27 protein-coding genes and 1 tRNA gene are annotated in these 20,655 nt (G+C 64.4%); 6 read left to right on the plus strand and 22 right to left on the minus strand.

Annotation, left to right across the window (positions count from 1 at the left end; translation table 11 throughout):
• The 14 genes from N878_RS05890 to trmJ form a co-directional block, all read right to left on the minus strand.
• A partial coding sequence (locus N878_RS05890; protein WP_021442754.1) for a RodZ family helix-turn-helix domain-containing protein occupies nucleotides 1-614 on the minus strand: 614 nt, incomplete at its 3' end.
• Entirely contained in the window at nucleotides 611-1,372 is a 762-nt protein-coding gene (gene pilW, locus N878_RS05895) for a type IV pilus biogenesis/stability protein PilW (RefSeq protein WP_031302817.1), read from the minus strand. The genes pilW and N878_RS05890, both read right to left, overlap by 4 nt.
• A 13-nt stretch (nucleotides 1,373-1,385) precedes the next feature.
• A complete protein-coding gene (gene rlmN, locus N878_RS05900; protein WP_021442756.1) occupies nucleotides 1,386-2,534 on the minus strand; it encodes a 23S rRNA (adenine(2503)-C(2))-methyltransferase RlmN in 1,149 nt (382 codons plus the stop codon).
• 27 nt (nucleotides 2,535-2,561) lie between these two features.
• A complete protein-coding gene (gene ndk, locus N878_RS05905) occupies nucleotides 2,562-2,993 on the minus strand; it encodes a nucleoside-diphosphate kinase (protein WP_017675177.1) in 432 nt (143 codons plus the stop codon).
• 100 nt (nucleotides 2,994-3,093) lie between these two features.
• Complete coding sequence (gene iscX / locus N878_RS05910; protein WP_021442757.1) at nucleotides 3,094-3,294, minus strand: Fe-S cluster assembly protein IscX; 201 nt, start codon at nucleotides 3,292-3,294, stop codon at nucleotides 3,094-3,096.
• Between the two features lie 13 nt (nucleotides 3,295-3,307).
• Nucleotides 3,308-3,649 (minus strand): ISC system 2Fe-2S type ferredoxin, encoded by a 342-nt coding sequence (gene fdx, locus N878_RS05915; RefSeq protein ID WP_021442758.1) that lies wholly within the window; start codon nucleotides 3,647-3,649, stop codon nucleotides 3,308-3,310.
• A 4-nt stretch (nucleotides 3,650-3,653) separates the two neighbouring features.
• On the minus strand, nucleotides 3,654-5,519 hold the full coding sequence (gene hscA, locus N878_RS05920) for a Fe-S protein assembly chaperone HscA (protein WP_031302818.1): 1,866 nt from the start codon (nucleotides 5,517-5,519) through the stop codon (nucleotides 3,654-3,656).
• A gap of 45 nt (nucleotides 5,520-5,564) precedes the next feature.
• Nucleotides 5,565-6,086: a co-chaperone HscB gene (gene hscB, locus N878_RS05925; RefSeq protein ID WP_031302819.1), complete on the minus strand. Its 522-nt coding sequence runs from the start codon at nucleotides 6,084-6,086 to the stop codon at nucleotides 5,565-5,567.
• A 9-nt stretch (nucleotides 6,087-6,095) separates the two neighbouring features.
• The gene (iscA, locus tag N878_RS05930; RefSeq protein ID WP_021442761.1) at nucleotides 6,096-6,419 is read right to left on the minus strand and encodes an iron-sulfur cluster assembly protein IscA; all 324 of its coding nucleotides are present in this window, start codon (nucleotides 6,417-6,419) and stop codon (nucleotides 6,096-6,098) included.
• Nucleotides 6,420-6,433: 14 nt separating this feature from the next.
• Nucleotides 6,434-6,820 (minus strand): Fe-S cluster assembly scaffold IscU, encoded by a 387-nt coding sequence (gene iscU / locus N878_RS05935; RefSeq protein ID WP_003246233.1) that lies wholly within the window; start codon nucleotides 6,818-6,820, stop codon nucleotides 6,434-6,436.
• 43 nt (nucleotides 6,821-6,863) lie between these two features.
• The gene (locus N878_RS05940; protein WP_021442762.1) at nucleotides 6,864-8,078 is read right to left on the minus strand and encodes an IscS subfamily cysteine desulfurase; all 1,215 of its coding nucleotides are present in this window, start codon (nucleotides 8,076-8,078) and stop codon (nucleotides 6,864-6,866) included.
• 30 nt (nucleotides 8,079-8,108) lie between these two features.
• Entirely contained in the window at nucleotides 8,109-8,603 is a 495-nt protein-coding gene (gene iscR / locus N878_RS05945; protein WP_021442763.1) for a Fe-S cluster assembly transcriptional regulator IscR, read from the minus strand.
• A gap of 136 nt (nucleotides 8,604-8,739) precedes the next feature.
• Nucleotides 8,740-9,525, minus strand: a complete 786-nt coding sequence (gene cysE, locus N878_RS05950) for a serine O-acetyltransferase (RefSeq protein WP_021442764.1) — start codon at nucleotides 9,523-9,525, stop codon at nucleotides 8,740-8,742.
• Nucleotides 9,518-10,297: a tRNA (cytosine(32)/uridine(32)-2'-O)-methyltransferase TrmJ gene (gene trmJ, locus N878_RS05955; protein ID WP_021442765.1), complete on the minus strand. Its 780-nt coding sequence runs from the start codon at nucleotides 10,295-10,297 to the stop codon at nucleotides 9,518-9,520. Before trmJ ends, cysE begins: the two co-directional genes overlap by 8 nt.
• 145 nt (nucleotides 10,298-10,442) lie before the next feature.
• Between trmJ and suhB the strand changes: the two genes are divergently transcribed.
• On the plus strand, nucleotides 10,443-11,258 hold the full coding sequence (gene suhB / locus N878_RS05960) for an inositol-phosphate phosphatase (protein ID WP_021442766.1): 816 nt from the start codon (nucleotides 10,443-10,445) through the stop codon (nucleotides 11,256-11,258).
• 58 nt (nucleotides 11,259-11,316) lie between these two features.
• Here suhB and N878_RS05965 read toward each other — a convergent pair whose 3' ends face one another.
• The 6 genes from N878_RS05965 to queA all read right to left on the minus strand — a co-directional run bounded on the left by N878_RS05965 (nucleotide 11,317) and on the right by queA (nucleotide 17,385).
• Nucleotides 11,317-11,859 carry a glycine zipper 2TM domain-containing protein gene (locus tag N878_RS05965; RefSeq protein WP_021442767.1) on the minus strand — a complete coding sequence of 181 codons (543 nt, stop codon included), beginning with the start codon at nucleotides 11,857-11,859 and terminating at the stop codon, nucleotides 11,317-11,319.
• 116 nt (nucleotides 11,860-11,975) lie between these two features.
• Nucleotides 11,976-12,893, minus strand: a complete 918-nt coding sequence (gene secF / locus N878_RS05970; protein WP_021442768.1) for a protein translocase subunit SecF — start codon at nucleotides 12,891-12,893, stop codon at nucleotides 11,976-11,978.
• 2 nt (nucleotides 12,894-12,895) lie between these two features.
• Complete coding sequence (gene secD / locus N878_RS05975; protein ID WP_021442769.1) at nucleotides 12,896-14,764, minus strand: protein translocase subunit SecD; 1,869 nt, start codon at nucleotides 14,762-14,764, stop codon at nucleotides 12,896-12,898.
• A gap of 68 nt (nucleotides 14,765-14,832) precedes the next feature.
• Nucleotides 14,833-15,165 carry a preprotein translocase subunit YajC gene (gene yajC / locus N878_RS05980; protein WP_021442770.1) on the minus strand — a complete coding sequence of 111 codons (333 nt, stop codon included), beginning with the start codon at nucleotides 15,163-15,165 and terminating at the stop codon, nucleotides 14,833-14,835.
• Between the two features lie 40 nt (nucleotides 15,166-15,205).
• Nucleotides 15,206-16,321: a tRNA guanosine(34) transglycosylase Tgt gene (gene tgt / locus N878_RS05985; RefSeq protein WP_031302820.1), complete on the minus strand. Its 1,116-nt coding sequence runs from the start codon at nucleotides 16,319-16,321 to the stop codon at nucleotides 15,206-15,208.
• Nucleotides 16,322-16,341: 20 nt separating this feature from the next.
• Entirely contained in the window at nucleotides 16,342-17,385 is a 1,044-nt protein-coding gene (queA, locus tag N878_RS05990) for a tRNA preQ1(34) S-adenosylmethionine ribosyltransferase-isomerase QueA (protein WP_021442772.1), read from the minus strand.
• Between the two features lie 112 nt (nucleotides 17,386-17,497).
• Here queA and N878_RS05995 point away from each other — a divergent pair.
• The 4 genes from N878_RS05995 to N878_RS29920 all read left to right on the plus strand — a co-directional run bounded on the left by N878_RS05995 (nucleotide 17,498) and on the right by N878_RS29920 (nucleotide 19,382).
• Nucleotides 17,498-17,582, plus strand: a tRNA-Leu gene (locus tag N878_RS05995).
• A 193-nt stretch (nucleotides 17,583-17,775) separates the two neighbouring features.
• Nucleotides 17,776-18,285 carry a hypothetical protein gene (locus N878_RS06000; RefSeq protein ID WP_021442773.1) on the plus strand — a complete coding sequence of 170 codons (510 nt, stop codon included), beginning with the start codon at nucleotides 17,776-17,778 and terminating at the stop codon, nucleotides 18,283-18,285.
• A gap of 16 nt (nucleotides 18,286-18,301) precedes the next feature.
• A complete protein-coding gene (locus N878_RS06005) occupies nucleotides 18,302-18,997 on the plus strand; it encodes an SOS response-associated peptidase (protein WP_021442774.1) in 696 nt (231 codons plus the stop codon).
• Between the two features lie 94 nt (nucleotides 18,998-19,091).
• Complete coding sequence (locus N878_RS29920; protein WP_177342877.1) at nucleotides 19,092-19,382, plus strand: DUF3892 domain-containing protein; 291 nt, start codon at nucleotides 19,092-19,094, stop codon at nucleotides 19,380-19,382.
• Nucleotides 19,383-19,445: 63 nt separating this feature from the next.
• On the opposite strand, the gene N878_RS26670 is transcribed toward N878_RS29920, so the two are convergent.
• Nucleotides 19,446-19,919 (minus strand): DUF2514 family protein, encoded by a 474-nt coding sequence (locus tag N878_RS26670; protein ID WP_082457805.1) that lies wholly within the window; start codon nucleotides 19,917-19,919, stop codon nucleotides 19,446-19,448.
• On the minus strand, nucleotides 19,916-20,392 hold the full coding sequence (locus N878_RS29450) for a hypothetical protein (RefSeq protein WP_021442776.1): 477 nt from the start codon (nucleotides 20,390-20,392) through the stop codon (nucleotides 19,916-19,918). Before N878_RS29450 ends, N878_RS26670 begins: the two co-directional genes overlap by 4 nt.
• A gap of 62 nt (nucleotides 20,393-20,454) precedes the next feature.
• Here N878_RS29450 and N878_RS06015 point away from each other — a divergent pair, with 62 nt between their 5' ends.
• Nucleotides 20,455-20,631, plus strand: a complete 177-nt coding sequence (locus N878_RS06015) for a hypothetical protein (protein WP_156350854.1) — start codon at nucleotides 20,455-20,457, stop codon at nucleotides 20,629-20,631.
• Nucleotides 20,632-20,655 lie beyond the last annotated feature (24 nt).

The following is a 20,655-nucleotide window of genomic DNA, read 5'->3' on the forward strand; positions in this document are numbered from 1 at the left end:
CTGTCGGCAGCGCTGTCGGCCGCGCCGTCCACGGCTTCGCTCGGCTCGACCGGCAACAGCAGCGGGCTGGTCGGCTCGCCGCCCTGGGCGGCCATCACCGCCTGGTCTTCCGGCTCGGCCAGCGAGTGCACCTGGGTGGTGCCATCGGCGCCGTCCACTTCCACCTGTTCGAGCCCCAGGCCGGCCAGATCCGGCGCGGGACGCCCCTGCTCCTGCCACCAGAGGAAACCGGCGCCGATCAGGGCCAGCAGCAGCAGGAAACTGACCAGACGCAGAATGCTTTGCGAGTAGCGCGCCGGCTCCTCGATGCGCCCGAGGCTGTGCACGCTGCTGCCACTGGCATCGGTGCCGGTGAACTGGTCGAACTCCAGCACCAGGCGGTTCTGGTCCAGCTCCAGCAACTTGGCATAGGCGCGGATATAACCGCGGGCGAAGGTGGTGCCCGGCAGCTTGTCGAAGGCACCGGCCTCGAGCTGACTAAGACGTTGTGGCGTCAGGTTGAGCTGCCCCGCCACCTCGGCGACGCTCCAGCCCTTGATCTCGCGGGCCTGACGCAGGCTCTCGCCCGGATTGTTCGGCATCGGCTGGGTGACTTCGCTATGCGCCGCTTTCATTGTTGCCCCGAAACGTATTGCTGATATTCCTGAGACGCCGGATACAACCGGCGCAGTTGCAGGCCCAGGCTGGCGGCCGTGTCGCGATCCTCGAAGACCTCCGCCAGACGCGCACCGAGCAATAGGCTGCGGGCGTTCTGCGGCGACATTTCGCTGAAGGCCTGGTAATAACCGCGCGCCGGCACATAGGCCTTGTCCTCGTAGGAGAGCATGGCCATCTCCAGCAAAGCCCGCGGCTGCCGGCTGCTGAGGCGCAAGGCGCGCTGGAAATGTTCCTTGGCCTGTTCGCGCTGTCCCAGCTGCAGGGCGGTCAGCCCGAGATTCTCGAATACCCTCGAGCGCTCGGGGTAGAGGTTGTCTTCGGCCGCCTTGAGATAGGTGTTCATGGCATCCTGATAGCGCTTCTGCTCGAACAGGAAACCGCCGTAGTTGTTCAGCAGGCGCGCATCCTTGGGACGCTGCGACAGGGCCTTGCGAAAATGCTCATCGGCCAGCTGCGGCTCCATTTCCAGCTGGAAGGCCATGGCCAGCGCGGCATGCGCGTCGGCATTGGACGAATCCAGGTCCAGCGCGTTCTTCAGCGGCACCTTGGCGCGCTGAGTGTCGCCCTGCTGGATATAGGCAATACCCAGTTGCACATAAGCATCGCGCGCCTCGTCGCGCCCCTTCGCCGTACGCATGGGGTCGACATCCCCCGTGGTCACACAACCGCCAAGCAGACTGGCAACTAGCAATAACAGCGCAGGGCGCGGGGTCATGGGCATCCTCTCTTCAGCTTCGATTGGCGGCGGGGCGAGGCTCTTGCGCCTCGCTGCCCAGTTGGCGCACGGCAATATAGCGCTCGCTGCGACGGGTACGGTCCATGACCTGGCCAACCAGCTGGCCACAGGCGGCGTCGATGTCGTCGCCGCGCGTGGTGCGCACGGTGACGTTGTGCCCGGCCTTGTGCAACAGGTCCTGGAAACGGCGGATGGCGTTGTTGCTCGGCCGCTCGTAACCCGAGAAGGGGAAGGGATTAAACGGAATCAGGTTGATCTTGCAAGGCACATCGGCCAGAAGTGCGACCATCTGCTCAGCGTGCTCGGGCTGATCGTTGACGCCCTTGAGCAGGGTGTACTCGATGGTCAGCACACGCTTCTCGCCAAGCTTGGCGACGTAACGCTTGCACGCCGCCAGCAGCACGTCCAGCGGGTACTTCTTGTTGATCGGCACCAGCTGGTTGCGCAGCTCGTCGTTGGGCGCGTGCAGCGACAGGGCCAGGGACACGTCGATCACCTCGGCCAGCTTGTCGATCATCGGCACCACGCCCGAGGTGGACAGGGTCACCTTGCGCTTGGAAATGCCATAACCCAGATCGTCCATCATGATCTGCATGGCAGAGACGACGTTGTCGAAGTTCAGCAGCGGCTCGCCCATGCCCATCATCACCACGTTGGTGATGGCACGGTCGATCTTCGCCGGCACGCTGCCGAAAGACTTGTTGGCGATCCACACCTGGCCGATGATCTCGGCGCTGGTCAGGTCGCTGTTGAAACCCTGTTTGCCGGTGGAGCAGAAGCTGCAATCCAGGGCGCAACCGGCCTGCGACGACACGCACAGGGTGCCGCGGCCGTTCTGCGGGATGTACACGGTTTCCACGCAGCTGCCCGACGCCACGCGCACCACCCACTTGCGCGTGCCATCGGCGGAAATATTTTCGCTGACCACTTCCGGGCCGCGAATCTCGGCAGAGGCCTCGAGCTTCTCGCGCAAGGCCTTGCCGACATTGGTCATGGCGGCGAAATCATCGACGCCAAAGTGGTGAATCCACTTCATTACCTGGCCGGCACGGAAGCGCTTCTCGCCGATGGACTCGAAGAACTGTTCCATTTCCGGCTGGGTCAGGCCCAGCAGGTTGATCTTGCCGGTGGTATTGGTCATGGCTTCACCTCGCATCATTCGCCGTGATCAGCGAATGCGCGCGCACAGCTCGGTGGCGGAGAAGAAGTAGGCGATCTCGCGCGCAGCCGAAGCCTCGGAGTCGGAACCGTGTACGGCGTTCTCGTCGATGGACACGGCGAAGTCGGCGCGGATGGTGCCGGCAGCGGCTTCCTTCGGGTTGGTGGCGCCCATCAGCTCGCGGTTTTTTGCAACGGCGTTCTCGCCTTCCAGCACCTGCACGATGACCGGACCGGAGGTCATGAAAGCAACCAAATCCTTGAAGAAGCCGCGCTCGCTGTGCTCGGCGTAGAAGCCAGCGGCCTCGCGCTCGGACAGCTGCACCATCTTCGACGCGACGACGCGCAGGCCGGCCTTTTCGAAACGGGTGGTGATTTCACCGATGACGTTCTTGGCGACGGCGTCAGGCTTGATGATGGAGAAAGTACGTTGAACGGCCATGTGAAGCTCCAGAAACTTAGGGTTAAAGCGAAAAATTAAACCCGCGAATTATACGCGGGTTCCGGTTAAAAGCGTAGGGCGGGCGCCATGAGCGCCTGTTTCAGTCGAGTTCTTCGATCCAGGCCGCCTGAATGGCTTCGAGCACCTTCTCGCCGCCGCGCTGCGGGTCGTCGGCGAAATCCGGCAACTCCAGCACCCAACGATGCAGATCGACGAAATTCACGTAGCGCGGGTCGACATCCGCCTTGCGTTCACTGAGCTGGATGGCGATTTCCAGCACATCGGTCCACTTCAGACTCATGCTGTTTTCCTGATCAATGCGGCGCTTCGGCCGCGTGATTGAGCGAATACTTGGGAATCTCGATGGTGAGGTCTTCCTCGCCGACTCGCGCCTGACAGGCCAGACGCGACTGCGCCTCCAGCCCCCAGGCCTTGTCCAGGTAATCCTCTTCCAGCTCATCGGCCTCGTTCAGCGAATCGAAGCCCTCGCGCACGATGCAATGGCAGGTGGTGCAGGCGCACACGCCGCCGCAGGCGCTCTCCATCTCGATATGGTGCTGGTGCGCCAACTCCAGGATGGAAACGCCGGGCTCCGCCTCGACCACCATGCCATCCGGGCAGAACCGCTCATGGGGCAGAAAAATGACCTGCGGCATCAGTTTAGTCCTCGATCTCGTTCAGATTGCGCCCGGCCAGCGCGGCTTTTACCGTCGAATCCAGGCGCCGAGCGGCGAAGGCGTCGGTCACCTGCGACAGACGCTTGCTCTGCCGCTCGATGGCCGGGCCGTCATTGCTGGCGAGCAGCTCGCGCAGCTCCTGCACCTGCAATTCGATGACCTCACGCTCCTCGGCATCGAGCAAACGCTCGCCATCGGCCTGCAGCGCCGCCTCGACCGCCTCGATCAAGCGTTGGGCGTCGACCTGCAGCTCGCGCAGGGCGCGGGCGGCCTTGTCGTCGCCGGCGTTCTGGAAGGAGTCCTGCAGCATGCGCGCGATCTCGCCATCGGTCAGGCCGTAGGACGGCTTGACCTGAATGCTCGCCTCCACCCCGGAACCTAGCTCGCGGGCGGCGACGCTGAGCAGACCGTCGGCATCGACCTGGAAGGTCACGCGAATCTTCGCTGCGCCGGCCACCATCGGCGGGATGCCGCGTAGCTCGAAGCGCGCCAGGGAGCGGCAGTCGGCGATCAGTTCGCGCTCGCCCTGCAGCACGTGGATCATCATGGCCGTCTGGCCATCCTTGTAGGTGGTGAAGTCTTGCGCGCGCGCCACCGGAATGGTGGTGTTGCGCGGGATCAGCTTTTCCATCAGCCCGCCCATGGTTTCCAGGCCGAGCGACAGCGGAATCACGTCGAGCAGCAGCAGCTCTTCGCCGTCGCCGCGATGATTGCCGGCCAATGTGTCGGCCTGGATCGCGGCGCCGATGGCCACCACCTGATCCGGGTCGATATTGGTCAGCGGCGTGCGACCGAACAGCTCGCCGACAGCTTCGCGCACCCTGGGCACCCGGGTGGAGCCGCCGACCATGACCACCGCACTGACCTCCTCCAGTTCGACGCCGGAGTCGCGCACGGCGCGGCGGCAGGCCTTGAGGCTGCGTGCCAGCATCGGCTCGATCAGCGCCTCGAACTGCGCGCGCGACAGCGTGCCGCGCCAGTCGCCATGGGCCAGCTCGACGCTGTCGGCGGCGGTCAGCCCTTCCTTGGCCGCGCAGGCGGTTTGCAGCAGGCTGCGCTGGGTCGCCGGGTCGAGGTCGCTGGACAAGCCGGCCTGACCGATGATCCAGTCCGCCACGGCGTGATCGAAATCGTCGCCGCCCAGGGCGCTGTCGCCGCCGGTGGCCAGCACCTCGAACACGCCGCCGGTCAGGCGCAGGATGGAAATGTCGAAGGTACCGCCACCCAGGTCATAGATCGCCACCACGCCCTCGGCCTTCTGATCCAGGCCGTAGGCCACGGCGGCGGCGGTCGGCTCGTTGAGCAGGCGCAGTACGTTTAGGCCGGCCAGGCGCGCGGCGTCCTTGGTGGCCTGACGCTGGGCATCGTCGAAATAGGCCGGCACGGTGATTACCGCCCCGACCAGCTCGCCACCCAGGGCCTGCTCGGCGCGCAGGCGCAGCGCCTTGAGGATTTCCGCAGAGACTTCGACGGGACTCTTGGCGCCCTGCACCGTCTCGATAAAGGGCATATGCGACTCGCCGACCGCGAAGCGATAGGGCATCTGCTCGCCGAGCTGATGCACATCGGCGATCCCGCGGCCCATCAGGCGCTTGACCGACAGCACGGTATTGAGCGGGTCGCGGGCGGCCGCCAGCTTGGCCGACTCGCCAACCTCGACGCTGCCTTCGTGATAACGCACGGCCGACGGCAGGATGACCTTGCCCGCGGCATCGGCGATAGGCTCGGCCAGGCCGCTGCGCACGGCGGCGACCAGAGAATTGGTGGTGCCCAGGTCGATACCCACCGCCAGCCGACGCTGATGGGGTTGCGGGCTCTGCCCTGGCTCGGCGATCTGCAATAAGGCCATGGTCTTCTTGAAATCATCAGGCAGGCTGCCGGGGCAACCCACGGGTTAATCGTCGAGGCGCTCTTCTAACTGGCGCACTTCATGGGAGAGCTTGTCGAGGAACTGCATGCGGCGCATCAGGCGCTCGGCCTCCTCGCGCCGGGCGTCGTCGTCCCAGCAGGCGGCGAAGCTGTCGTTGAGCTGCTCCTGCGCGCCCTTGAGGCGGCGCTTGAAGGCGGCCACGCCAGCCAGGTCGGCGTCGTCCTGCAGCTCCTCCAGCTCCTCGCGCAGATGCATCTGCTGCAGGAGGAAGTCCGGATCCTGCACCGTCACCTCCAGCGGCAGCTCGGGGCCACTCAGGGCCAGCAGGTAGCGCGCACGCCGCGACGGCGTCTTCAGCACCTGGTAGGCCTCGTTGAGGCTGGCCGAGCGCTCCAGCGCCAGGCGCTGCTCGCGCTCGCCGGCGTCGGCGAAACGATCCGGGTGAACCTGGCGCGCCAGCTCGCGGTAGCGCGCGGCCAATTGCTCGAGATCGAGACGAAAACTCGGCTGCAGCTCGAACAGGGCGAAATGACAAAGAGTACCCACGCGATAGCCTCAGACGTTGAAGCTCTCGCCGCAGCCGCATTCGCCGCGCACGTTGGGGTTATTGAACTTGAAGCCCTCGTTGAGGCCTTCCTTGACGAAGTCCAGCTCGGTGCCGTCGAGGTACACCAGGCTCTTGGGGTCGATGATCACCTTGACGCCGTGACTCTCGAACACCTGGTCCTCGGCCGCCAGTTCGTCGACGAACTCGAGCACGTAGGCCAGACCCGAACAACCGGTGGTGCGCACACCGAGGCGAATGCCCTCGCCCTTGCCGCGCCCATCGAGGGAGCGCTGCACGTGGCGAGCCGCCGCTTCAGACATGGTGATGGCCATTGCAAACCTCGTCTTTAGAGCAAGCCTTTCTTCTGCTTGTAATCGCGCACGGCCGCCTTGATGGCGTCCTCGGCGAGCACCGAGCAGTGGATCTTCACCGGCGGCAACGCCAGTTCCTCGGCCAGCTGGGTGTTCTTGATGCTCTCGGCCTCGTCCAGGGTCTTGCCCTTCATCCACTCGGTGGCGAGGGAGCTGGAGGCGATGGCCGAACCGCAGCCATAGGTCTTGAACTTGGCGTCTTCGATCACGCCGCTCTCGTTGACCTTGATCTGCAGGCGCATCACGTCGCCGCAGGCCGGCGCACCGACCATGCCGGTGCCGACGTCCGGGTCTTCGGCATTCAGTTTGCCGACGTTGCGCGGGTTCTCGTAGTGGTCGATGACCTTGTCACTGTAAGCCATGGTGCTATTCCTCTCTCATCAGGTGCCGCTCTTCGGGCAGCTATCAGTGTGCTGCCCATTCCACGGAGGAAAGGTCGACACCTTCTTTGAACATATCCCACAGGGGCGACAGTTCGCGCAGCTTGTCCACCGCCTCGCGCACCTTGGCGGCGGCGTAGTCGACTTCCTCTTCGGTGGTGAAGCGGCCGAAGGTGAAGCGGATCGAGCTGTGCGCCAGTTCGTCGTTGCGGCCCAGGGCGCGCAGCACGTAGGACGGCTCCAGGGAAGCCGAGGTGCAGGCGGAACCGGACGACACGGCGAGGTCCTTGAGCGCCATGATCAGCGACTCGCCCTCGACGTAGTTGAAACTCAGGTTGAGGTTGTGCGGCACGCGCTGGGTCAGGCTGCCGTTGACGTACAGCTCCTCCATGCCTTCGAGCTGGCGGTAGAAACGATCGCGCAGGGCTTTGACGCGCTGGTTTTCCGCAGCCATTTCTTCCTTGGCGATACGGAAGGCCTCGCCCATGCCGACGCACTGGTGGGTGGCCAGGGTGCCGGAGCGCATGCCGCGCTCGTGGCCGCCGCCGTGGGTCTGGGCCTCCAGGCGCACACGCGGCTTGCGCCGTACGTAGAGGGCGCCGACGCCTTTCGGGCCGTAGGTCTTGTGCGCGGAGAAGGACATCAGGTCGACCTTGAGCTTGTCCAGGTCGATCTCCACCTTGCCGGTGGACTGCGCCGCATCGACATGCAACAGCACGCCCCGCGAGCGGGTCAGCTCGCCGATGGCGGCGATGTCGTTGATGGTGCCGATCTCGTTGTTGACGTGCATCACCGACACCAGCGTGGTGTCGTCGCGCAGCGCGGCTTCGACCATGGCCGGGGTGATCAGGCCGTCTTCGCCGGGCTCCAGGTAGGTAACCTCGAAACCTTCGCGCTCGAGCTGGCGGGTGGTGTCCAGCACCGCCTTGTGCTCGATCTTCGAGGTGACGATGTGCTTGCCCTTGCTGGCGTAGAAGTGCGCCACACCCTTGATGGCGAGGTTGTCGGACTCGGTCGCGCCGCTGGTCCAGACGATCTCGCGCGGGTCGGCATTGACCAGCTCGGCGACCTGGCGACGGGCGTTTTCCACCGCCTCTTCGGCCTTCCAGCCGAACACGTGGGAACGCGAAGCCGGGTTGCCGAAGTTACCATCGACCAGCAGGCACTCGCTCATCTTCTGCGCCACACGCGGATCGACCGGGGTGGTAGCGGAGTAATCGAGGTAAATCGGCAATTTCATCAGGCTTCTCCTATCAGGCAAACGCCCTGCTCATTCGACGGCGGACGCTTCAATCTTGTCCAGGTGTGGCACGGCCCTGCCAGTACAGCGGCGCTGATCCTGGCGCAGCGCAACTTCCTGCACCTCGCGGCGCGCGACCAGATCGGCCAGGCTGATGCCACTGAGGAACTCGTGAATCTGCTGACTGAGGTCGCACCACAGATGATGGGTCAGGCAGGTGTCGCCGGCATGGCAATCGCCCTGCCCCTGGCAACGGGTGGCATCCACCGACTCGTTGACCGCATCGATCACCTGGGCCACCTGGATGCCGCGCATGTCACGCGACAGCTGATAGCCACCGCCCGGCCCGCGCACACTGGACACCAGATTGCCGCGCCGCAGCTTGGCGAACAGTTGCTCCAGGTAGGACAGGGAGATACCTTGCCGCTCGGAAATATCGGCCAGGGATACGGGACCGTGCTGCGCGTGCAACGCCAGATCGAGCATGGCGGTAACGGCGTAACGGCCTTTGGTGGTCAGTCGCATGGCTCTACCACGAATCACTGAATTGCGGCGAAGTATGCGATTCCCGAGTATTTAAGTCAACTATAAGACCTATTGATTTACTCGGGATTGAGCGCGAAAAGAGGCGGCATCATAGCAAAGACCGCCTCGCCGCGCATCAGGCCGCCGGCTTGTCGCCCTGCTGCTGGTCCTTGCACACCTCGGCGAAGTCCTCGTCGCGCAGCACCGGCAGGTCCTTGGCGCAATAGTCGCTACCCAGGGCGGTGAGCGCCTTGCACATGCCCTCCAGACGGCCGTCGACCGCATGCAGGTGATCGAGCAACTGGCCGATGGCGCGCGCCACCGGGTCCGGCATGTCCTGACCAACGCCATAGGCATCGAAGCCGATCTTCTCGGCCATCGCCTGACGCTTGGCCTCCTGCTCGTCGTCGGACTTGACGATGATCTTGCCGGGAATCCCCACCGCGGTAGCACCGGCCGGCACCTCCTTGGTCACCACCGCATTGGAGCCGATCTTGGCACCGGCGCCGACAGTGAACGGACCAAGCACCTTGGCCCCGGCGCCGACCACCACGCCGTCTTCCAGGGTCGGGTGGCGCTTGCCCTTGTTCCAGCTGGTGCCGCCCAGGGTCACGCCCTGATAGAGCGTGACGTCGTTGCCGATCTCGGCGGTCTCGCCGATGACGATGCCCATGCCGTGGTCGATGAAGAAACGCCGACCGATCTTCGCCCCCGGATGAATCTCGATACCGGTCAGCCAGCGGCCGAAGTTGGACACCACCCGCGCCAGCCACTTCCAGCCCGAGCGCCACAGGGCGTGGGCAACGCGATGCAGCCAGACCGCATGCAGGCCCGGGTAGCAGGTGACTACCTCGAAGGCGTTGCGCGCCGCCGGATCGCGGTGAAACACGCTCTGGATATCTTCTCGCATGCGCTCAAACATCGGACTTCCCCTGCTTGTGAGGCTCACCGCGCACGGCCTTCTCGGTCTCGGTGAGAATGCCGCGCAGGATATTCATTTCCAACTTGCTCACCGCACTGCGCCCATACAGGCGACGCAGACGGGCCATCAGGTGCCGCGGCTTCAGCGGATCGAGGAAACCGATCATCACCAGCACCCGCTGCAGGTGGCCGTAGAAGGACTCCAGCTCATCCGCCGTAGCCGCCTGGGAATTGAGCATGGCAGTGGTTTCCAGCTTCTCCACCTTGGTCGGTAGATTCTGCGCCGCCAGACAGGCCATGCGCACTTCGTAGGCCAGCACCTGCACCGCCGCCGCCAGGTTCAGCGAACTGAACTCGGGATTGGACGGGATATGCACGTGGTACTGACAGCGCTGCAGCTCCTCGTTGGTCAGCCCGGCGTACTCGCGACCGAACACCAACGCCACCTCGCCGCCAGCGGCAGCCTGCTCACAACTGGTCACCCCGCACTCGCGCGGATCGAGCAGCGGCCAGGGAATGCGCCGATCCCGCGCACTGGTGCCGATCACCAGGCTGCAGCCGACCAGCGCCTCCTCCAGCGTGCCGACCACCAGCGCCGCATCGAGGATATCCGTGGCGCCGGAGGCGCGCGCCACCGCGTCGCCGCTGGGAAAATCCTCGGGATCTACCAGCACCAGGCGCGACAGGCCCATGTTCTTCATCGCGCGCGCCGCGCCGCCGATATTGCCCGGATGACTGGTGTTGACCAAAACCACGCGAATATTGTCCAGCAACGCAGGCACTCTCAGAGACGACAAGGGGGCAACGATCTTACCCAAGCCCTCGGATTAATGCCATGCGGCGTACAGACGGCACTGCATCCACCGGACTTTTCTGCTAACATGGCCGGCTTTCTTTAACGCCCCAGGTGAACCTTCCATGCAGCCCATGCTGAATATCGCCCTGCGCGCCGCTCGCAGCGCCGGTGAAATGATCTTTCGCTCCATCGAGCGCCTGGACGTCATCTCGGTCGACGAGAAGGATGCCAAGGATTACGTCACCGAGGTCGATCGCGCCGCCGAACTGATGATCGTCCAGGCCATTCGCAAGGCCTACCCGACCCACAGCTTCCTCGGCGAGGAAGGCGGTGCACTGGAAGGCAGCGGCGAAGGCGCCGACTACCAGTGGATCATCGACCCGCTGGACGGCACCACCAACTTCATCCGCGGCGTGCCGCACTTCGCCATCAGCATCGCCTGCAAGTACCGCGGCCGCCTGGAGCACGCCATCGTGCTCGACCCGGTGCGCCAGGAAGAATTCACCGCCAGCCGCGGCCGCGGCGCCGCCCTCAATGGCCGCCGCCTGCGCGTGAGCAACCGCAAGAGCCTGGACGGCGCCCTGCTCGGCACCGGCTTCCCGTTCCGCGACGGCCAGCTCGATCACCTGGACAACTACCTGAACATGTTCCGCAGCCTGGTCGGCCAGACCGCCGGCTTGCGCCGCGCCGGCGCCGCCAGCCTGGACCTGGCCTACGTCGCCGCCGGTCGCTACGACGCGTTCTGGGAGTTCGGCTTGTCCGAGTGGGACATGGCCGCTGGCGCCCTGCTGATTCAGGAAGCAGGCGGCCTGGTCAGCGACTTCACTGGTGGCCACGAATTCCTCGAGAAGGGCCAGATCGTCGCCGGCAACACCAAGTGCTTCAAGGCCGTGCTGACCGCCATCCAGCCGCACCTGGCACCGTCGATGAAGCGCTGAACACCAGTCGCCCGACAATAAAAAAACGCCCCGAGGGGCGTTTTTTTATGAACGGCGATTATTGCGCCTGCTGCACCAGCACCAGCTCGCCCTGCTTGTTAACCGGAATCTGAGCGCCCGGATCGCGGTCCATGCGCACGGTGCCGACCTGCTCGCCCAGCTGATACTTGACGTCGTACCCCACCAGCTTCTCGCTGGTGTCGGTCACGGTGTTACAGCGGGTTTCGGTGGTGGTGTAGGTGTCGCGCGCCTGCATGCCCTCCTGGATCTTGTTGCCGGCGTAGCCGCCGCCGACCGCACCGGCCACGGTGGCGATCTTCTTGCCGCTGCCGCCGCCGACCTGATTGCCCAGCAGACCGCCGGCTATGGCGCCGATGGCGGTGCCGGCGATCTGGTGCTGATCCTTGACCGGCGCCTGACGGGTGACGGTGACGTCCTTGCACACCTCGCGCGGCGTCTTGATGGTTTCCTTGACCGGGGTCACCGCCAGCACTTCGGCGTACTGCGGGCCGCGATCGACCAGGCTGTAAGTGGCAACCGCGCCGCCAGCGGTAACGCCGACAGCGCCCAGCACGGTACCGATCAACATCGACTTGTTCATGATTCTCTCCTAGGCTCGGCGACTCGCGCCTTTCTCCCTGCCTAGGACAGCAAAAGGCCGCGACAAGTTCGCCCTGTCGCGGCCCGCGTGCGCACTACATGAAGCAGGTCACAGCCTCAGGGGCGCCCGTCGTCGGCCTCGGCTTCGACGGCCGGCGGAATCAGATCCTCGACGCTCAGCTTCAGCCAGATCAGCACCACGGCGCCTATGTACACCGACGAGTAGGTACCCACCACCACACCGACCAGCAGGGTCAGGGCGAAGGCCGCCAGCACGTCGCCGCCGAAGAACAGCAGCGCCAGCAGGGCCAGCGCGGTGGACAACGAGGTGGCGATGGTGCGCAGCAGGGTCTGGGTGATCGAGATGTCGATGTTCTCGATCAGCGACGCCTTGCGCAGCATGCGGAAGTTCTCGCGGATGCGGTCGTAGATGATGATGGTGTCGTTCAACGAGTAGCCGATCATCGCCAGCACCGCCGCCAGCACGGTCAGGTCGAAGGGAATCTGGAAGAACGCCAGCACGCCAAGGGTGATCACCACGTCGTGCACCAGGGAAGCGATAGCGCCGACGCCGAATTTCCACTGGAAGCGAAACGCCAGGTACAGCAGGATGCCGCCCAGCGCCAGGAGCATGGCGATGCCGCCCTGGTCGCGCAGTTCCTCGCCCACCTGCGGACCGACGAACTCGACCCGCTTGACCTCGAACTCGGTGGTGCTGTCGACCTTGCGCAGGGCCTCGGCCACCCGGTTGCCCAGGTCGGGGTCATCGCCCGCCAGGCGCACCAGCACATCGGTGCTGGCGCCGAAGTTCTGCACCACGGCGTCGGCGTAACCGGCCTGGCCCAGCTCGCGCTTGATCAGCTCGAGGTCGGCCGGCTGCTCGTATTGCAGCTCGATCAGGGTACCGCCGGTGAAATCCAGACCGAAGTTCAGGCCCTTGGCGAACAGCGCCCCGAGCCCGACCAGGGTGAGCACCAGGGTCATGGTAAAGGCGATGTTGCGCACCGCCATGAAACGAATGGTTGACTTGATCATGGCTAGATCCACAGCTTCTTGAAGTTACGGCCACCGAAGATCAGGTTGACCAGGCCACGGGTGAACATGATGGCGGTGAACATCGAGGTGACGATGCCCAGCGACATGGTCACCGCGAAGCCCTTGACCGGGCCGGTGCCCATGGCGAACAGGATGCCGCCGACCAGCAGGGTGGTCAGGTTACTGTCGAGAATTGCCGAGAAGGCGCGGTCGAAGCCCTCGTGGATGGCGCGCTGCACGGGCAGGCCATTGGCCAGTTCCTCGCGGATACGCGAGAAGATCAGTACGTTGGCGTCCACCGCCATGCCCAGGGTCAGCACGATACCGGCGATGCCCGGCAGGGTCAGGGTGGCGCCGATGGCCGACATCAGACCGACCAGCAACACCAGGTTGAACGCCAGCGCGACAGTCGCCAGCACCCCGAAGAAGCGGTAGATGGCGACGATGAACAGCGCCACGAAGATCATCGCCCACTCGGTGGATTCGATGCCCTTGGCGATGTTCTCGGCACCCAGGCTCGGGCCGATGGTGCGCTCCTCGGCGAAGTACATCGGCGCCGCCAGGCCGCCGGCACGCAGCAGCAGAGCCAGCTCGGAGGATTCGCCCTGGCCGTTGAGGCCGGTGATGCGGAACTGGCTGCCCAAAGGCGACTGGATGGTCGCCAGGCTGATGATCTTCTTCTCCTCGACGAAGGACGATACGGCCACTTCCTGCTCGACACCGTCGACCACCTGACGCACGTAGCGGGTCACCGGCTTCTGCTCGATGAAGATCACCGCCATGCTGCGCCCCACGTTGTTGCGCGTGGCGCGGTTCATCAGGTCGCCGCCGTGGCCGTCGAGACGGATATTGACCTGCGGCCGGCCGTTCTCGTCGAAGCTGGCCTGGGCGTCAGTGACCTGGTCACCGGTGATGATCAGCTCGCGCTCGAGCTGCACCGGCGGCCGGCCTTCCTCGCGGAAACCGAAGGTTTCGGTGGCGCCGCGCGGCGCGTCGAAATCAGCCTGCAGGCGGAATTCCAGGTTGGCGGTCTTGCCGAGGATGCGCTTGGCTTCGGCGGTGTCCTGTACGCCCGGCAGCTCGACCACGATACGGTTGGCACCCTGACGCTGCACCAGCGGTTCGGCCACGCCGAGTTCGTTGACCCGGTTGCGCACTGTGGTGAGGTTCTGCTTGATCGAGTACTCGCGGATCTCGGCGATCTTCGCCGCGGTCAGGCCGAGTTGCAGCACCTGCTGACCACCACGCTCGACGGTGGTGATCTCGAAATCGTTGAAGTCCTTGCGAATCAGGCGCTGAGCCTGCTCCAGCGCATCGCTGTCGGCGAAGCCGAGCTGAATGCGACCGTCCTGTTCCGGCATGCTGCGGTAGCGAATCCGCTCCTTGCGCAGCAGGCTCTTGATCTCGCCTTCGTAGACCTTGCGCCGTACATCCAACGCCTTGTCCATGTCGACTTCCAGCAGGAAGTGCACACCGCCGGACAGGTCCAGGCCCAATTTCATCGGGCTGGCGCCGAGGCTGCGCAGCCAGTCGGGGGTGGTCTGCGCCAGGTTCAGCGCCACCACGTAGTCGTCGCCCAGGGCGCGGCGGACCACGTCCTTGGCCGGCAGCTGGTCATCCTGCTTGGTCAGACGGATCAGGCCAGTGCGGCCGCGCTCGTCGAGGCCGATGTCCTTGACCGCGATGCCGGCATCCTGCAGAGCCTTGCCGGCACGATCGAGATCGCTCTGCTCGATGCTCAGCGCCGAGCTGGCGCCGCTGATCTGCACGGCCGGATCGTCCGGATAGAGATTGGGGATGGAGTACACCAGGCCGACGGCCAATACGGCCAGAATCAGCAGGTACTTCCACAGAGGGTATTTATTGAGCATGAACGAGCCGCCCGCTTATGACGCGGGGCGCTAAAAGCGCCCCGTCGAGTGGAAAACTAACAACCGAATCAGATGGCTTTCAGCGTGCCCTTGGGCAGGGTGGCGGCGATGGCCTGCTTCTGGAACTTCAGCTCGACGCTGTCGGAAACCTCGATCACCACGAAATCGTCGGCCACCTTGGTCACCTTGCCGGCGATACCGCCGCTGGTCACCACCTCGTCGCCCTTCTGCAGGCTGCCGAGCAGGTTCTTGTGCTCCTTGGCGCGCTTGGCCTGGGGACGCCAGATCATCAGGTAGAAGATGACCAGAAAGCCGATCAGGAACACCCACTCGAAGCCGCTACCGGCAGGGCCGGCAGCCGGAGCGGTGTCAGCGTAGGCGGCGGGGATGAAAAAGCTCATGTATCACTCCTAATGGAAAGGATGTTGAATCGTTCGGGAATCAGTCCAGCGGCGGCACGGGCAGGCCGCGCTTGGCATAGAAGCTTTCGACAAAGGCGGCCAATGTACCCTGTCCGATAGCCTCGCGCAAACCAGCCATAACCCGCTGATAATGCCGCAAGTTATGGATGGTATTGAGCATGCTACCGAGCATTTCGCCGCACTTGTCCAGGTGATGCAGGTAGGCGCGGGAGAAGTGTTTGCAGGTGTAACAGTCGCAGCTCGGATCCAGCGGCGAGTCGTCGTGCTTGTGCACGGCGTTGCGGATCTTCACCACGCCGCTGTCGACGAACAGGTGGCCGTTGCGTGCATTGCGCGTCGGCATCACGCAGTCGAACATGTCCACCCCGCGGCGCACGCCCTCGACCAGGTCTTCCGGCTTGCCCACGCCCATCAGGTAGCGCGGCTTGTCGGCCGGCATCTGCGGCGGCAGGAAGTCCAGCACGCGGATCATCTCCTCCTTCGGCTCGCCCACCGACAGACCGCCGATGGCCAGGCCGTCGAAGCCGATCTCGCACAGCCCTTCCAGCGAGCGCATGCGCAACTCTTCGTGCATGCCGCCCTGGACGATGCCGAACAGCGCCGCCGTGCTCTCGCCATGGGCGGCCTTGGAACGCTTGGCCCAACGCAGCGACAGCTCCATGGAGCGCTTGGCCACGTCGAACTCGGCCGGGTACGGCGTGCATTCGTCGAAGATCATCACGATGTCCGAGCCCAGGTCGCGCTGCACCTGCATCGACTCTTCCGGGCCCATGAACACCTTGGCGCCATCGACCGGCGAGGCGAAGTACACGCCCTCCTCCTTGATCTTGCGCATCGCGCCCAGGCTGAACACCTGAAAACCGCCGGAGTCGGTGAGGATCGGCCCCTGCCACTGCATGAAGTCGTGCAGGTCGCCGTGCTTCTTGATCACTTCCATGCCCGGGCGCAGCCACAGGTGGAAGGTGTTACCGAGGATGATCTGCGCGCCGATATCCTCGACGTCGCGCGGCAACATGCCCTTGACCGTGCCGTAGGTACCCACCGGCATGAAGGCCGGGGTCTCGACCACGCCACGGGGGAAGGTCAGCCGGCCGCGACGGGCCTTGCCGTCGGTAGCCAGCAACTCGAAGGACATGCGACAGGTGCGCGACATACTCAAACCTCGGGCCCGCGCGCGGCGGGATTGCGGGTGATGAACATGGCATCACCGTAACTGAAGAAGCGATAGCCCTGCGCCACGGCCTCGCGGTAGGCGGCCATGGTCTCGGCGTAGCCGGCGAAGGCCGACACCAGCATCAGCAGGGTCGACTCGGGCAAATGGAAATTGGTCACCAGGGCATCGACCACATGGAACGGGCGGCCCGGGTAGATGAAGATGTCGGTGTCGCCGCTGAAGGCCTTCAGCTCGCCATCGCGCGCCGCCGTCTCCAGCGAGCGCACGCTGGTGGTGCCCACCGCGATCACCCGACCGCCGCGCGCCCGGCAGGCGGCCACGGCGTCGACCACGTCCTGACCGACCTCCAGCCATTCGCTGTGCATATGGTGGTCTTCGATCCGCTCGACACGCACCGGCTGGAAGGTGCCGGCACCGACGTGCAGGGTGACGAAGGCGGTGTCCACGCCCTTGGCGCGGATCGCCGCCAGCAGCTCGTCGTCGAAGTGCAACCCGGCGGTGGGCGCCGCCACCGCACCGGCCTTCTCGGCGTAGACGGTCTGGTAGCGCTCGCGGTCGGCCTCGTCGTCCGGCCTGTCTATATAAGGCGGCAGCGGCATATGACCGACGCGTTCGAGCATCGGCAGCACCGGCTCGGTAAAGCGCAGCTCGAACAGGGCGTCGTGACGCGCGACCATCTCGGCCTCGCCGCCACCGTCGACGAAAATCTGCGAACCGGGCTTGGGCGATTTGCTGGAACGCACGTGCGCCAGCACGCGGTGCTGATCCAGCACCCGCTCTACCAGCACCTCGAGCTTGCCGCCGGAGGCCTTCTGGCCGAACAACCGCGCCGGAATCACCCGGGTATTGTTGAACACCATCAGATCGCCGGCGCGCAAATGGCCGAGCAAGTCGGTGAACTGGCCGTGGCGCAGTTCGCCGCTGGGCCCGTCCAGTTGCAGCAGACGGCTGGCCCGACGTTCGGCCAGGGGATGACGGGCGATCAACGACTCGGGAAGATCGAAGTGGAAATCGGCAACACGCATGATCGGAGGGGGCAATTCTGCAGGGCGGCAAAGCTTACCGGAATTCCCCCAAACTGGCCACGCACGCCGATTGACCGGACTCTGAGGCATCCCTATACTGCGCCGCCATCGTGCCCCGGTGGCGGAATCGGTAGACGCGGCGGATTCAAAATCCGTTTTCGAAAGGAGTGGGAGTTCGAGTCTCCCCCGGGGCACCACGAAACAAACGAAAGGCCTTGATTTTCAAGGCCTTTTTTTATGCCTGGCGTAATCTTGGCGTAACGAGTTCCAGGCCATTCAGCAGCCAAATCGCAGACACAAAAAAAGGCCCGGCACCGCAGGGAATCCCCTACGGCGCCGGGCCTTTTTGATGCGATAGACAAAACAACTGTATGTAAATACAGTTAAGCAATGGACCTGCACGACCTTTCCCACAAGAGCCTCGCCACCAGCCGATGGCTGACCGCCTACCATGACGGGCACGCCTGGCGGAACCATGAGGTGGAGCACTACGCCTACCTGCGGGACCGGGCTAATGATCTGCTGCAGCTCGGCGAGATCTCGACGGATACTCGCAATCGCCTCTCCTTCGCTGCATTCGAGACGTACGAAGCCTATCTGCGGCTGAACGCGGCCGCCGAGACCCAATGGGCCTGGCACTACGAGTACCTGGTACACGAGGCCGATACGCTCATCGGGAGAATCGGCGGCGAGGGGCACCTGTTCGCCGATCCAGATCGGCAGCTGCTGGGCTGCATCAGCGTGACACCCGGAGTCGTGCCCCGCCTGATCCGCTACGTCGACTATGCTCCCGTGGTGATCGGGATCGTCGACGGCCTGCTGATCACGCGACCAGACGCCGAGCCCTGGCGCATGACACTTATCCGCAACCCGAACGCCAAGCGCTGGACAGCCGACTAACCAGGCGGGAATCACCATGTGCGGCCGCTACGTCTCCCCCGATGATCGAGCCATTGAGCAGTACTGGCACATCGGCGCGCGCAACTCCAGGCAGTGGATCAGGCGCTACAACGTTGCGCCGAGCACTCAGGTGCCGCTCCTGCGTCTGAATGATGATGGCGAGCTGGAACTGGACGGCGCACGCTGGGGGCTGATTCCGACCTGGTGGAAGAAGCCCGTTCCGCCGACCTTCAGCTTCAACGCCCGCAGCGAAGAGGCCGCCAGCAAGCCGATGTGGCGCCAGGCGATCCGCGCGCAGCGCTGCATCATGCCGGCCCTGGGCTGGTATGAGTGGAATGAGCACCAGCAGGTGCGCAACCGCGCCGGGCGGCTGGTGAACCAGCCCTACTACCACCACGCAACCGACAACGGCATGCTCGCCATCGCCGGCCTGTGGTCATCCTGGGTCGGGCCGGAGGGTCAGCAGGTGCTGTCCTGCGCTCTACTGACGCGGGATGCAGCCGGGCCGGTGGCGGCCATCCACCACCGCATGCCCGTCATCCTGGCGCCTAAGCAGTTCGATCTATGGCTGTCGCCCAGCACCAGCAGCGAGCAAGTGCACAGCGCTATCGCCATCAGCCGCGAGGACTTCGAGGCTTACCCGGTCACGACCGATGTCGGCAACAATCGCAACGATTACCCGGAGCTGCTGCAGCCGGTCGAGCCCGCTTAATGCCGGAACAGCCAGCACAAAGCTGCGGCCTTGAAAAGCGATCCTCCCACCCTTAGATCACATACCGGCACGTCGCCACAACGAGGGAATGAGCATGGCCGACTTTTGCATCACAGCAGTTCGATACAACACTGGGAGGACACATATCGAGTATGTCCAGGTAAGAGAAGAGAAACCGAAAGAAGTTGGCCCTGTACGAACAGTGTCCCGAGCATTCATCGCAGACCTGATTCGCCTAGGAAAGGCATCTTTCATCACAAGAACGCCCGGCACGAACAATACGCTTATGTATGGGGCGAGCGTTCAGGTGATAGACGATATCTATATCACTACAGATAGCAACAACAGAAAGCGCGACAACCTAGAGAATCTGCCAGAGTTCTGAATTGACCATCCACGCAAAAGAGAGAAGCCGGGGCCGTAGGCGATTGCCCACGACCCCGGCCGATTACTCTGATACCGACTTCACTCCCCCATAGGTGCGCTCGCAGGTGAGACCTTTAATCCTGCGTCCATCAGCCTCTGCCGCCATTTCTCTACCCGCTGATTCCATCTCTCCAAGCACGTCGGTGAGCACTGCGGCGGCGCCTTCCCTTGCCGCGCGCTCGCCGGCAGTTCCGGCATTGCAGGTAGCGAGTTGAGTGGCCAAGCTGCTGGCTTGCTTGCGCAACCCGTCAGCAGCAGCCCCAGCATCAGCAGCAGCGCGCCGCAGTTCTTCGAGTTCATCATGGCCTTTATGCCCTTCGGCGTCCGCGACGCTCTGTTGTTGCCGCTCGACCATGCGAACGGTATTCACGGCCTCGACGAGGCCCTGGGCGATGCCCTCGCCTAGCCGCCAGCCGTTGACCTTCCAGCCGGCCAAGAAGGCCAGCACCGCCACGACTCCGAGAACCGCGGTTCGATCCGCCAGAGCGCCGATCATGCCGCCACCTCATCCATCGCCTGGGCATACAGCGCATCCCAGGTACGCCGATGCGGTTTGCCAGGGCGCCAGGTGCGCATGTAGAGATCCCACCCCGCGGCCACCTCACCAACAGCCGGTAGCCGCGCCGGGTCAGACCACAGCAGCAGCCGCGCGAACCCGGCGGCCAGTACATCGTCGTGCTCAAGGGCGGCATAAACCTCCCCCTCGGTAGCAGTTACGCCGCGGGCCTTGCACAGCGCGCGGGCATGCTCCGCCGTAACCGGGTGGCGCATGACGCCGCGCACGCCACCGCCCAGCTCGAACTGCCAGAAACCACGCGCTGGGCCACCAACCTGGCGACGATGGGTGAAGCGGGATTCCTGCAGGCCGATGGCCAGCAGCATGATCTCCGCAGGAGGGCTCGACATGCGCGCAGGCAGCAGCGCGAGCGCGGGCGCGATGGCCTGCTCTCGAATATGATTCAGAGGCATATTTTCTCCAGACACAGGAAACCCGCGCTCAGCGGGCGAGGACATTTATGGCAAGCGTGAGAGTGAAAGCCTTTGCGGCCGGGCTGGCCGCCGATGCAATTCGCGGAGCGATACCCACTGAAAGCGAGCTGGCCGAAGCCGAGTTATTCCGGCCAGAGGACGGCGCGGCGGTGGTACGTGAGCTGGAGCGGCTCGCCGACGAATTGCTGGCCGAGTCGCTGCGACTCGAATCGCTCTGAACTAACTCCAGCGCAATGCATGGT

Source organism: Pseudomonas sp. EGD-AK9 (assembly GCF_000465935.2).
GTDB lineage: Bacteria > Pseudomonadota > Gammaproteobacteria > Pseudomonadales > Pseudomonadaceae > Aquipseudomonas.